Source organism: Colwellia ponticola (assembly GCF_005885605.1).
Lineage (GTDB): Bacteria > Pseudomonadota > Gammaproteobacteria > Enterobacterales > Alteromonadaceae > Colwellia > Colwellia ponticola.
This window is the reverse complement of the sequence record NZ_SZVP01000002.1, coordinates 72,613-86,154: the sequence shown is the minus strand read 5'-3', so window position 1 is coordinate 86,154 and position 13,542 is coordinate 72,613. Positions and strand designations below refer to the sequence as shown.

General features: G+C 39.0%; 11 protein-coding genes. 8 read left to right on the top strand and 3 right to left on the bottom strand.

The window, feature by feature from the left end:
• The first annotated feature begins 33 nt into the window (after positions 1 to 33).
• The 7 genes from FCS21_RS03435 to FCS21_RS03405 all read left to right on the top strand — a co-directional run bounded on the left by FCS21_RS03435 (position 34) and on the right by FCS21_RS03405 (position 6,827).
• A complete protein-coding gene (locus FCS21_RS03435; RefSeq protein WP_138620604.1) occupies positions 34 to 579 on the top strand; it encodes a YggT family protein in 546 nt (181 codons plus the stop codon).
• A 90-nt stretch (positions 580 to 669) separates the two neighbouring features.
• A complete protein-coding gene (locus FCS21_RS03430) occupies positions 670 to 1,110 on the top strand; it encodes a DUF4426 domain-containing protein (protein ID WP_138620603.1) in 441 nt (146 codons plus the stop codon).
• Between the two features lie 141 nt (positions 1,111 to 1,251).
• A complete protein-coding gene (gene rdgB, locus FCS21_RS03425; RefSeq protein WP_138620602.1) occupies positions 1,252 to 1,863 on the top strand; it encodes an RdgB/HAM1 family non-canonical purine NTP pyrophosphatase in 612 nt (203 codons plus the stop codon).
• A 23-nt stretch (positions 1,864 to 1,886) separates the two neighbouring features.
• Positions 1,887 to 3,053 carry a radical SAM family heme chaperone HemW gene (gene hemW, locus FCS21_RS03420; RefSeq protein WP_138620929.1) on the top strand — a complete coding sequence of 389 codons (1,167 nt, stop codon included), beginning with the start codon at positions 1,887 to 1,889 and terminating at the stop codon, positions 3,051 to 3,053.
• 83 nt (positions 3,054 to 3,136) lie between these two features.
• Positions 3,137 to 3,625, top strand: a complete 489-nt coding sequence (gene tadA, locus FCS21_RS03415; RefSeq protein WP_222927944.1) for a tRNA adenosine(34) deaminase TadA — start codon at positions 3,137 to 3,139, stop codon at positions 3,623 to 3,625.
• A 55-nt stretch (positions 3,626 to 3,680) separates the two neighbouring features.
• Positions 3,681 to 6,035 (top strand): serine/threonine-protein kinase, encoded by a 2,355-nt coding sequence (locus FCS21_RS03410; RefSeq protein ID WP_138620600.1) that lies wholly within the window; start codon positions 3,681 to 3,683, stop codon positions 6,033 to 6,035.
• 54 nt (positions 6,036 to 6,089) lie between these two features.
• Positions 6,090 to 6,827: a PP2C family protein-serine/threonine phosphatase gene (locus FCS21_RS03405; protein WP_138620599.1), complete on the top strand. Its 738-nt coding sequence runs from the start codon at positions 6,090 to 6,092 to the stop codon at positions 6,825 to 6,827.
• Positions 6,828 to 6,867: 40 nt separating this feature from the next.
• Here the strand turns inward: FCS21_RS03405 and FCS21_RS16750 are convergent, their stop codons facing one another.
• Together FCS21_RS16750 and mltF are read right to left on the bottom strand one after the other, a co-directional pair.
• Positions 6,868 to 7,008: a hypothetical protein gene (locus tag FCS21_RS16750; RefSeq protein WP_171035621.1), complete on the bottom strand. Its 141-nt coding sequence runs from the start codon at positions 7,006 to 7,008 to the stop codon at positions 6,868 to 6,870.
• A gap of 134 nt (positions 7,009 to 7,142) precedes the next feature.
• Positions 7,143 to 8,819: a membrane-bound lytic murein transglycosylase MltF gene (gene mltF / locus FCS21_RS03400; protein WP_138620598.1), complete on the bottom strand. Its 1,677-nt coding sequence runs from the start codon at positions 8,817 to 8,819 to the stop codon at positions 7,143 to 7,145.
• A 229-nt stretch (positions 8,820 to 9,048) separates the two neighbouring features.
• Between mltF and purL the strand changes: the two genes are divergently transcribed.
• A complete protein-coding gene (gene purL / locus FCS21_RS03395; protein ID WP_138620927.1) occupies positions 9,049 to 13,032 on the top strand; it encodes a phosphoribosylformylglycinamidine synthase in 3,984 nt (1,327 codons plus the stop codon).
• 280 nt (positions 13,033 to 13,312) lie between these two features.
• Here the strand turns inward: purL and FCS21_RS03390 are convergent, their stop codons facing one another.
• Positions 13,313 to 13,528, bottom strand: coding sequence for a hypothetical protein (locus FCS21_RS03390; protein WP_138620597.1), 216 nt, complete (start codon positions 13,526 to 13,528; stop codon positions 13,313 to 13,315).
• Positions 13,529 to 13,542 lie beyond the last annotated feature (14 nt).

Here is a 13,542-nt window from a genome sequence, read left to right as displayed (position 1 = left end):
CGTAATACTTATTACATAATTAGAGGAAAAACAATGGAAGTAATTACTTACTTGCTTAGATTCGCCTTCGACGCCTTATTAATGATTTTAATCATGCGCGTTTGGCTACAGTGGGCTAAAGCAGACTTTTATAACCCATTAAGCCAGTTTATAGTTAAGGTCAGTAACCCATTAGTCGTACCAATGCGACGCATAATTCCAGGGTTAGGTGGCGTAGATTTATCAACCATAATACTTGCCTATATAGTAGCAACATTAAAGTTCTTTAGCTTAGCCGCTTTATCTGGTGAGAGCTTAGGTGTGTTATCTTTTTATATAGGTTTGCTGGTATTGATAAAACAAGCAGGGTTCTTACTGTTTGTTATTATGATTATCATGGCGGTGATGAGTTGGGTTGTGCAAGGTTATAATGCTACTTTAATGGTGCTTAGCCAATTAACAGAACCTTTTTTAAACCCTATTCGTAAAATAATACCTAATATGGGGGGGTTGGATTTATCTATGTTGGTTGCGTTTTTACTGATGAATGTCATTAATATATTACTGTCGAACTCACTACCTTACTGGGCTTTTTTATAAAGTAGGGTTAACCATTCTTTAGCACTGCTCTATACTGATATACACACAGATACAGTGCTGTGCTGCACCATTCTATTTTGGGAGAGTCATATGAAAACTTCAATGATAAAACTACTGTTCGCTTTTAGCCTTAGCTTATGTATGATGGCGACTGTTAATGCTGAAAACATGAAAAAACTCGGGTCAATGAATGTGCATTACATGGCTATTGGTTCTACTTTTTTTACCCCTGAAGTTGCTAAAGCGTATGGTATTACTCGTAGTCGTTATAATGGCTTAGTTAATATTTCAGTCTTAGATAATAGCCAACCAGGTCACCCCGCTAAAGTAGTGAGTATTACTGGTGAAGCAAAAAATAACCTAGGGCAATTTAAAGACTTAGAATTTACCGAAGTAAAAGAAGGTGAGGCCATTTATTACCTTGCCCAGGTTAATTATAGTAATGAAGAAACACTACACTTTACTATTATGCTCAATGACGGTAAAGAAAAGCAACAATTGAAGTTTTCACAAATTTTTTATGTCGACTAATAGCCAATTTCATTCGCTACTTTAGCGTAAGAAAAACAAAAAAAGAGCTTTTTAAAGCTCTTTTTTTTGCGGTTAACTTTAGCGAATGATCACTACTTAAGATAGAATAGCCGCTTATTAAAGCACACACAGGTATCTGACATGTCAAAAATTGTATTAGCCACAGGAAATCAAGGTAAAGTAAAAGAGTTAGCCCATTTATTGGCTGAGCACTCCATTGAAATAATACCGCAGAGTGAATTTGATGTTGCAGATGTTGCAGAAACAGGGACTACCTTCGTCGAAAACGCGATCATTAAAGCCCGTCATGCTGCTAAAATAACCGGCTTACCCGCTATTGCTGATGACTCTGGCTTAGAAGTCGATGCACTTAATGGTTCGCCAGGCGTTTACTCAGCTAGATATGCAGCAGACATCACTGAAGGACCGGTGAGCGATGATGATAATATCAACAAGCTATTAGCTGCATTAATGAATACTCCTGATGAATTACGCACAGCACGTTTTCATTCTGTTTTAGTGTATATGAAACATGAAAATGACCCAACACCTCTTATTTGTCATGGCGTATGGCAAGGTTCAATTACTAGAAATAAGCAAGGTGAACAAGGCTTTGGCTATGATCCTATCTTTTGGCAAAGCGATTTACAAATGACCTCCGCAGAGCTATCCCGTGAGGTAAAAAATCAGCGTAGTCATCGTGGTCAAGCCTTGGCTAAGTTAGTTAAAAAGCTTGCTTTAATAAAAGATTAACCGTGAATTCGAGCCTTTATCTTATGGTAGAACCATTAAAAAATCAGCCGCTATCACTTTATATACATATTCCCTGGTGCGTAGAAAAATGCCCTTATTGTGATTTTAATTCTCACGAAGTAAAAAGTGCTATTCCTGAGCAAGATTATATAACCGCTTTAATAGCTGACTTAGATAGCGATATTGCCCGCTTTGATTTAGCTAAGCGTCCGTTACATTCAATATTTATTGGTGGTGGTACGCCTAGTTTATTCGCTGCAGCATCAATTAAAAGTTTACTTAAGCAGGTACTTAGCCGCTTTGAGCATAAAACAGACATAGAAATAACCTTAGAGGCAAACCCCGGTACTGTTGAAGCTGACAAATTTATTGGCTTTTTCAATGCAGGTGTTAACAGGCTATCTATTGGTGTCCAAAGTTTTTCTTCAGATAAACTGATTAAACTTGGTCGTATCCATGATAGTGACCAAGCCAAAATAGCGGCAAAATTAGCCACTGACAGCGGCGTAACCAGTTTTAACTTAGATTTAATGCACGGCTTACCTAATCAATCAATAGATAATGCGCTAGATGATCTCAAAACAGCAATCAGTTTAAACCCTAACCATATTTCTTGGTATCAATTAACCATTGAACCCAATACCATTTTTTATTCAAAACCGCCTAAATTACCGGTTGACGACGTTTTATGGGAAATTCAAGAGCAAGGAGTAAAGTTACTTAATGCCGCAGGTTATCAACAATATGAAATTTCTGCTTACGCTAAGCCCGGTTATCAATGCCAACATAATATAAATTATTGGCAATATGGCGATTACCTTGGCATTGGCTGTGGAGCTCACGGTAAAATAACCGATAGTCGCACACAAAAAATTATGCGCACTGTAAAAGTAAAACACCCAAAAGGTTACTTAGATAACCATCGTGATTTTTTAGATCAATTAACTGAGGTCAGCGATGCAGATCGTCCCTTTGAATTTATGATGAACCAACTTAGGCTACACAGCGCCTTTAGTGTTAGTCAATTTCAAACAAGTACCGGGGTAAGTATCAATGTCGTATTACCTTTACTCGAACAAGCACAACAAAAAGGATTAATGGTTGCTCAAATGATAAACCATGAGCAACATTGGCAAGTCACTCAAACAGGCCAGCGCTACTTAAATGATTTGCTGGAGATGTTCTTGTGAACGATCCAAGTTTAATAAACTCCCCCTTAACGCTATTAGTAACACAAAGCGCTGAAGAACAGAAGCAGCTTGATTTGGTTTTTATGCAAAGAGCTTTTGCCTTAGCGCAACAAGCGGAGCAACATGATGAAATTCCTGTTGGCGCTGTAGTTGTGCACCAAGGAAAAATCATTGCTGAGGGCTTTAACCAGTCCATTATGCTACACGACCCGTCAAGCCATGCTGAGATGAATGCCATTAGGCAAGCAGGTAAGTTATTAAATAACTACCGCTTACTTGATTGTACCTTGTATGTAACACTTGAGCCCTGCCCTATGTGCGCAGGACTATTAGTGCATAGTCGTATAAAGCGCTTAGTTTATGCCTGTCACGATTTTAAAACAGGTTCAGCCGGTAGTGCTTTTAATCTAATGAATACTGCACAGTTGAATCACCAAGTAGAGGTACACTCAGGGGTTATGCAAGCCCAGTGCAGTGAGCTACTTTCCGCTTTTTTCAAACGTCGCAGAAAAGAAAAAAAACAAGCAAAAAAAGCAGCTAAAGCAGCGACTGTTACCGGTAAATGCGACTAAAAATAACAATAACAATAACAATAACAATAACAATAACAAAAGGCTTTTACGACACATGAACAAACCTATTCTACCCATTTATCATACGGGTTGGTTTTACCTGCTCTTATTATTCTGGGGGTTTAGCTTTTGGTATGTGTCAATTGGCGGATTAAACGTTGTAAACCAGTTAACTAGTGATTGGCTTAAACAACCTGCTGCCACGCTAGACAATAACATGAACTTAGTCGCCAGTGAGGTTTTAACGGTACAATCAGACTTTAACGAGCCAGATATAACCGACGTAACAGCGCTGTTGTCATATCACAAAAATAGCCAAGTCGTGCTTTTAGGTCAACCGTCTTCAGCATTTATCAAAAAGCTCAAGGCTTATTTATCGCGTTACCCTCGTAACAATAAAATCATCATCGACTCAAAGCATGTTAGCTCTGCATCACCGTTAAAACCGCAAGCAACAATGATTTTTTCTCCTCTACTTAATTGGTTTCGTTTTTCATCACAGCCTAATGCTGAACTGTTAATTTCCAAGCACTTTATTTTTTCGCCTTTATTGCAAAATGAACGACAAAGCTTTCCCTTAGTATGGCAGCAACAAGGCAAGCTATACCTGAGTTTACCTGGCGAGCTATTAAGGCAGCTAAGTCAAAGTAAAGCTTTGCACATTAAGCAAGATTGGCAGTTAACGCTTATCAATCAAACAAACTTAACCGCTAATCAATTACCGTTAGGTTTTTTTGGTGAAGTTTTTGTATCAGCAGAGCTCCCAACAGCTAAGCAACTAGCTAATGAAAAACAATTACAAAAACAATCAACTACCAATGATGCCAGACTAATTACTGCGAATGAGTTTATGAAGCAATACTCATTAACATCACACACGAATAAAATAACGAAATACAAAGTTATTATTATTACTGATAACCATCAATCGTTACATAAAATACTCCCTCCCTTAGTAAATAAATTACTGCAAAACGATTATCGTTATCAGAGCTTACTAACGGTTTTGTGTACTTGGTTATTATTATTACTCGCTATTGTTTTAATCGGGTTCATGAGTAAACATCCATTAAAACAGCAATCAATCATAATTTTTAGCTACATAGCATTACTTATTGTCGCGCAATATGTTTTATTTACCCTGCAGCAATGGCTTGAAATTATGCCGATCATCATGGTTATGTTGGGCACTTGGCTATTTGCTTTTGCTTATCAACGTGAATACAAACTCTTTCAAGCAGCGCTTAACTATCAGCATAAGTCTCAAATAACAACGACGACTAAAAATACAAGCAAAGATGAAGAGGGAAGTATTTTAATTAAAAAGCTAAAGAAAGCGGTAAATTATCGAAAATTACTGTCATTTAATAAGTCATCGTCAGTAGCTAAAAAACCGATTAATAACGCGTTAGCAACACAGACCGCTGTAGAATATAAACAGGTACAAAGTACAAGCTTGAGTGAATCAGAAACAAGCAGTGAGCCCCCTATTTCTGAAGGTACTAGCGTTGAAAGTATCGGTAATAAAGGTAACCATACTCAAACTATAAGCCTTAATAACAGCGGTATTAAAAGTTTTGGACGTTACCAAGTTGAAGCTATTTTAGGTAAAGGGGCAATGGGCATTGTGTATCAAGGGGTTGATCCTAAAATAAACCGCCATGTTGCGATAAAGACATTACAATTGAGTGATGAAGTAGATTCACCAGAGTTTGAACAAGCTAAGCAACGCTTTTTTAGAGAAGCACAAACCGCCGGTGGTTTAAGTCACGCTAATATAGTTACTATTTACGATGTCGGAGAAGATAATCATTTAGGCTATATTGCTATGGATTTACTCACTGGTGCGCCTTTATCGTTATTTACTCAACCAGGGCAAACTCTTCCTATCCCCTTAGTTTATCAACTATTAACTCAGATAACCGATGCGCTAGATTACGCTCATCGTCAAAACGTAGTCCACAGAGATATCAAACCCGCTAACATTATTTATGATGATGACTTACTCAAAGTAACGGTAACTGATTTTGGCATAGCCTACGTCAGTGACCACAGTAAAACCCGCACGGGTATTATTATGGGCAGTCCTTACTATATGTCGCCAGAGCAAATATTGGGTTTACAGGTTGATGGGCGCAGTGATATTTTTAGTTTAGGGGTGACTTTTTATCAATTACTTTGTGGTCATTTACCTTTTGAAGGTGAATCTATTGCTACGGTTGCCTATCAAATCACCCAAACAAAAGCCACTGCTGTTAATCAACATAATACTAAGCTGCCAATCAGTGCCGTGCGCATTTGCAATAAAGCCATGCACAAAGATATTGAAAAGCGTTATCAATCAATGGCTGAATTTAAATTAGCGTTAACTAGCGCACTTAAAAAAGATTTTAACATTAGCACAAGCTAGTCAGTTACACTGAACCGCTAACATAACAAGTAAAGGAAGCAACCATTAATCTCTATGAACCATTACATTAAATCCCTGTCTCATCAGGGGGTTATTCGACGTAACAATGAAGATGCTATTAGTTATGGTAGCAATGAAAGTCTTGGTATTACGTGGATGATTATCGCTGACGGTATGGGCGGGCATAATGCCGGTGAAGTGGCTAGCGCCATGTTAATTAAGCATTTTCAAACGCAGTTCAGTCTCTTATCTCAAACGACTATTCCTAATTGGCAAACATGGATAAAAAATCAACTTAATGCTGCTAACAACGCCATTTTGTTGCAAGCAAAAACGACTGTTGCACAACAAGGCATGGGCACTACTGCGGTATTGATGGTAATAGTAGAGAACAACTGCCACTTAGGCTGGGTTGGAGACTCTCGCGCCTACACTTTACAAGATAATAGATTAGTGCAACAAAGTGTTGATCACACCATGATTCAAGCGTTGGTAACTAGCGGTGCTATTAGCGCAGAAACAGCTAAACAAGCGAATACTAAAAATTTACTGTCGCAGGCCATAGGTGTTAAAGAAGCGATAACCGTTGATACTAAAACGATTGTAATCAACAGTGGCGATACTATTATGCTATCAACCGATGGCTTGCATGATTATTTAACGGAAGCACAAATTAGTGATTACTTAGCGGAATTTTCTAGTGAAAAAGAGGTCTGCAAAGAGATGCTTGAGCAAGCGATAGCCCAAAATAGTCGGGATAATTTGACGGTAGGGTTAGTTAAATGTGGTTAAGTGTAGTTAATGATTATTGCTCTTACTCGCCGGTTACCCACTAGCTTGGCTGACTGCTAGCTTGTGATTGAACCACTTCATTGAACAGTTGATTGAAGTGAGACTGCCTGCGCGCAGTTACTTTATGATGCTGACGGGTAAGTTGTTTTCTACGTTGATTAGTTTTTAATGTTTTTCTCATCTTGGTATTGCTCCAAAGTTAATTTATAATTGGTATTACTTAATGAATAACTCTATTGCAACTCACTATAAATGGCTTGGATGACAGTTTGATGACATTAAAAAATTAGTTAAACGCTCAACGTGCACTTATGTCTATTTTTGCGATTCTCCTACCTCTTCTTGTAACACTGCTTCTACTGCATCTTCAACGAGTGACTCATTTATCATTGCCTCGTTGCTTAGTAAATCATCGGTTAGTGCATTATCGTTTAGCGCTTGGTTTATCAACGCTTCATTTGCCTGCTTTTCATTGATAAGTAAGGCTTCAGCTTCTTGCTCTGCTAGCGCTAAAGCCTCTTCTTGTGCTTTATTATCTAGCCACTTTAAGGTGTCATAATAGCGTCGAATATTATCAACATAACGCACAGGCTCTTCGCCGCGGGCATAACCAAATTTAGTATTTTTATAATATTTTTTCTGCTGTAATAACGGTAGCCTGGTTTTAACTTCAACCCAACGATCAGGGTCACCACCTTGGCGCTGCGTAATTATTCTCGCATCATTTAAATGTCCAAAACCAATATTATAGGCCGCTAAAGCAAACCAAACTCGGTCTGGGTGCTTTATTCTGTCTGGCATAATGGTCATCATTCGTTTAAAGTATTTTGCCCCGCCACGAATACTTTGCTCTGTATCTAAGCGACTCTTTATCCCCATGTATTTTGCGGTTGATAACGTGAGCATCATCATGCCTCGCACCCCCGTATAAGAGCGTGCTTTTGGGTTCCAGTGCGATTCTTGATAGCTAATAGCAGCTAACAAACGCCAATCTATATCTTGAGCATGCTTTTCAAACAGTGGTTGATATTTAGGTAACGTGTTTGCTACTGCTTTAATAAAGGTACGGGTTTCAACATAGTTAAATTGCTCAATATGACCATAGTATTTATCATCTAACGCCAGTAATGTACCGTCGTGATGTACGGTACCAAAAAACTCAACTAAGCTCGCTAAAATATCATCATGGCTATTTTCACTAACCATCCACGCAAGGGGTTTAGGTGTAGCAATACTAAAACCAATACTTATTTCAGGATAATACCTGCGGTTAATCGCTAAATTATTGCTATCAATAATGGTGTAGTCTATTTCATCATTTAATACTTTTCTTAATAACTCTTCATTATCAAATTCTGTCGTTTCCTGCCACGTTAATTCACTATGGGTTTGTTTTAACTTTTCAAGGTTTTCTACGTAGTTTGAGCCTGAAGTAACCATTAAACGCCCCGTTAAATCCGCAAGCTTTCTTGGTCTGACATTACCTTGCTTAAAGACTAATTTTTGACTAATGGTTTGATAACTAGGTGCGAACCTAAAGCGTTGGATGCGCTTGTCGGTAACCGATAAACCCGCCGCCAACAAATCAACTTCACCGGTATTTAATTTGATAAACAATTCATTAAAGCTATAACTAGGAATAATACGTAATTCAACATTAATAGAGTCAGCATATTTTTTAGCTAATTCATATTCAAAACCCGCAAAACCGTTCGCGGTACTGTAATAATTGGTTGGCCCAAAAATAGTACCTACATTGATATAGCCCCTATCTAAAATACGAGATAAACTTGCCGGCTCATTTTTTTTATCACAACCACTTAGTAAACCGATAGCAATAATAAGCGAGAATAACTGAATAGACTTAATTACAAACTTAATAGCCTGCTGAGTAGGTAGAGGCTTTTTTTCAGCGCTAGTAAACGTGTTTCTTATCGCATTCATTGGCGTATTAATTAGTGTATTAATTGAGAAAGATAAATTTTTAATCATAGTGTTAATTGTGTCGTGTATTACCTTATTATCCAAGCCTTTTTTAGTTGACACCAGTGTCAATTTTTTACTTGACTTTTTCGATTAACATAAGCGTTGTTTTAACCTATAATACGCGCGAAATTTTAAGTTAGTTCTATTAGGAAAATGTAACCTAGTAAAGCTAATAAAAACCCTACATAAACTTGGTGATTACCCTATGACGATGCCTGAGACGATGCCTGAAAAAATGTTGATTAAAAACCTTCGCGGCGCTCCAGCACTTTCTGACTTTAGAGTTGAAAAATTATTAGCTCAATGTGAGCAGCTACAACTGCCAGTCATTGATATTTACGCTGAATTTGCCCATTTCGCTCAGCTTAATCAAGCATTAAGCACAGACGAAGAAAATGTTTTACAGCAATTACTGACCTATGGCCCAACCATTGAAGAGCATCAACCTTCTGGTTTGTTCTTATTAGTAACACCTCGCCCAGGCACTATTTCGCCATGGTCATCAAAATCTACTGATATAGCGCATAACTGTGGCTTAAACAAAGTCGTGCGTTTAGAGCGTGGTATTGCTTATTACGTGTCATTATCAAGCGATACAAAATTAAGCAAGGCTCAAGAAATACAACTAAATGCCTTATTACACGATCGCATGATGGAAACTATTTTTAACGACTTTGAGCAAGCAAGTTCTCTTTTTGCTAGCAGTGAGCCAGGTAAATTAACCGTTATTGATATTGAACATGGTGGTAAAGCTGCATTAGTTAACGCTAACGTTGACTTAGGTTTAGCGCTCGCCGACGATGAAGTAAATTACTTATTTGAAAGCTTTACTAAATTGGGCCGTAATCCTCACGATATTGAGCTTTATATGTTTGCTCAAGCAAACTCTGAGCATTGTCGCCATAAAATATTTAACGCCGACTGGACTATCGACGGCGTTAAGCAAGAAAAATCTTTGTTTAAAATGATCCGTAATACTCACGAAGTGAATCCTGATTATGTACTTAGCGCCTATAAAGATAATGCTGCGGTAATGGTAGGTAATAAAGGTGGGCGTTTCTTCCCAAATCCTGAAACGAATATTTATGGTTACCATCATGAAGATATTCAAATTCTAATGAAGGTTGAAACCCATAACCACCCTACCGCTATTTCACCTTACCCTGGTGCTGCAACTGGCTCAGGCGGTGAAATTCGTGATGAAGGTGCTACCGGTATAGGTTCAAAACCTAAAGCAGGTTTAGTCGGTTTCTCTGTGTCTAACTTACGTATTCCTGACTTTGTCCAACCTTGGGAAACAGACTTTGGCAAACCAAACCGTATTGTTACCGCCTTTGATATTATGATGGAAGGCCCTTTAGGTGGCGCAGCATTTAACAATGAGTTTGGTCGCCCAGCTATTTTAGGCTACTTCCGTACCTATGAAGAACAAGTGAATTCGTTTAATGGTAAAGAGGTTCGTGGTTACCACAAGCCAATTATGCTTGCTGGTGGTTTAGGTAATATTCGTGATGAACACGTACAAAAACGCGAAATTATCGTTGGTGCTAACCTCATTGCTCTAGGCGGCCCAGCCATGAATATTGGTTTAGGCGGTGGCGCAGCTTCATCAATGGCGTCAGGTCAATCAGCTGAAAACTTAGATTTTGCTTCTGTGCAGCGTGAAAACCCTGAAATGGAGCGTCGTTGCCAAGAAGTTATCGATAAATGTTGGCAGTTAGGTGAGCAAAATCCTATCGCTTTCATTCATGATGTTGGCGCTGGTGGTTTATCAAATGCTTTTCCTGAACTAGTCTCTGATGGCGGACGTGGTGGCGTTTTTGAACTACGTAACGTACCAAATGATGAGCGTAGTATGGCACCTCATGAAATTTGGTGTAATGAATCGCAAGAGCGTTATGTTATTGCCGTATCCGATCATAACCTTGCAACGTTTGAACAAATATGTCAACGCGAACGTGCCCCTTATGCTGTGGTTGGTCGTGCTACACAAGAAGAACACTTAACCGTTACTGACTCTCACTTTAGTGACGATGAAAAACTGAATACCCCAATTGACTTACCACTTGATGTACTTTTAGGTAAAACACCTAAAATTATCAAAGATGTAAAATCAACCAAAGCGATTGGTGACACATTAGACTTAAGCAACGTTTCATTAGCCGATGCAGCGGATAGAATTTTAAGCTTACCAACAGTTGCTGAAAAAACCTTCCTTATCACCATTGGCGATCGTAGTGTTACCGGTATGGTTAATCGCGATCAAATGGTTGGTCCTTGGCAAGTTCCCGTTGCCGACTGTGGTGTTACCGCCTCTGCACTTGACTCTTACCATGGTGAAGCGATGTCATTAGGTGAGCGTACGCCGGTTGCTTTATTAAACTTTGGCGCTTCTGCTCGTTTAGCGGTAGCTGAATCGTTAACTAACATTGCCGGTACTGATATCGCAGGTGCTGACGGAGAAAGATTGAATCGTATAAAACTTTCAGCTAACTGGATGTCGCCAGCAGGTCATCCAGGTGAAGATGCCGGTTTATACGAAGCAGTAAAAGCCATTGGTGAAGAGTTATGTCCAGCTTTAGGCTTAACGATCCCAGTTGGTAAAGACTCCATGTCGATGAAAACCACGTGGAAAAAAGACGGACAAGAAGATGGCGAAGAGATGTCAGTTACCTCGCCAATGTCTTTAATTATTACCGCTTTTGGTGCTGTTGAAGATATCCGTAAAACAGTAACCCCTGAGCTACGTAGTGATAAAGGTGAAACATCACTTATCGCCATTGATTTATCAAACGGTAAAAAACGTTTAGGTGGTTCATGTTTAGCGCAAGTTTACAAAAAATTGGGTAATGAGACCCCAGATGTTGATAGCCCTGAAGGCTTAAAAGGCTTTTTCAACGCCATGCAAACATTAGTACGCGCACAAAAAGCCATTGCTTATCATGATATTTCAGACGGTGGTTTATTTACTACCATTGCTGAAATGGCCTTTGCCGGTCACACCGGTGTTGATATTGATATCAGTAAGCTCGTTAGTATCAATGATGCAACGGGTGCTAGTGATGATTTAGCGACCTTATTTAATGAAGAACTAGGTGGCGTAATTCAAGTACTTAACAGTGAACTTGACGCAGTAAATGTTATTTTAGCTGAGCACGGTATTGCACAGTACGCGACTGTTATTGGTACATTAAACAACGAAGATACTATTCGCTTTAGCCGTGATGGTGAAGTGGTATTAGAAAACTCTCGTACTTATTACCGTACAACTTGGGCACAAACGACTTATAAAATGCAGTCACTACGTGATAACCCAGAATGTGCTCAACAAGAGCATGACGTTAAATTTGATACTGAAGATCCAGGTTTAAATACTGAGCTAACCTTTGATATTAATGAAGATATTGTTGCTGATTTAATTATAAAAGATGCAAAGGCCGGTACAAATCCTCGCATCGCTATTTTACGTGAGCAAGGTGTTAACTCGCATGTTGAAATGGCCGCAGCATTTGACCGCGCAGGCTTTATAGCAATTGACGTGCACATGTCTGATATTTTATCAGGCCGTACTGATTTAGCCGACTTTAACGGCCTAGTCGCTTGTGGTGGTTTCTCTTACGGTGACGTATTAGGAGCAGGTGAAGGTTGGGCAAAATCAATACTATTCAACGCTAACGCTCGCGCGATGTTTAAAGCATTCTTCGAGCGTGAAGATACTTTCTCATTAGGTGTGTGTAACGGTTGTCAGATGTTATCTAACTTAAAAGAAATCATTCCTGGCGCTGAGCATTGGCCTCACTTTGTACAAAACAAATCTGAGCGTTTTGAAGCCCGTTTCTCACTAGTTGAAATTCAAGAGAGCCCATCAGTATTGTTTAAAGGTATGACGGGATCACGTATGCCAATTGCGGTATCTCATGGTGAAGGCCACACTGAATTTAGCTCTGATGAAGCTATCGATGCGGCTAACAACTCAGGCACAGTCGCTATGCGTTTTGTCAATAACTACGGTGATGTTACTGAAACCTATCCTGCAAACCCTAATGGCTCTGTTGATGGTATAACGTCATTAACAAATACTAATGGTCGAGTAACGATTATGATGCCACATCCTGAGCGTGTCTTTAGAACCGTGGCTAACTCATGGCATCCTGATAGCTGGGGCGAAGATTCACCTTGGGTACGTATGTTCCGTAACGCCCGTGCTTTCATAGGTTAAAAGCTAGGGTAATCTTTTTGCTAATCAACGCCAACTCAATGCGTCAAAAGTACTCACTGACATTCGTCAACTCCGTGCTTTTCCCTTTGAATTGGCGTTATTATCTTCGAGATAACGCTCAATAATAACGTTGTATTATTTATAAAAACCGACAGCTAGCGATTAAGCGAACTGTCGGTTTTTTATTGTCTTTTTTCAGCGTTATAACGCTTTAGAGTATGTTAACTACCGTAAAAACACTGTATAGCTAAAGTAATAAATAGTGTTATTTAAAGATCACTTAGGCAAAATCTAGCGCTATATCAGTGCAACCTTTGGCGCAGCGAATACCGGTAAGTTCACCCTGTTCTGGCGTATAAAGCGTTAATGCTTGCTGGCATTGACTACACAATACTGTTTTGCCCAACATCACTTGTTTCAGTAACTTTTTCTGCTCAAAAAAAGAGTCTTTACTGGCTTTTTGTAGATTGGCAAATTGCTTAAGATCTATATTCATATATTGTAGCTCTC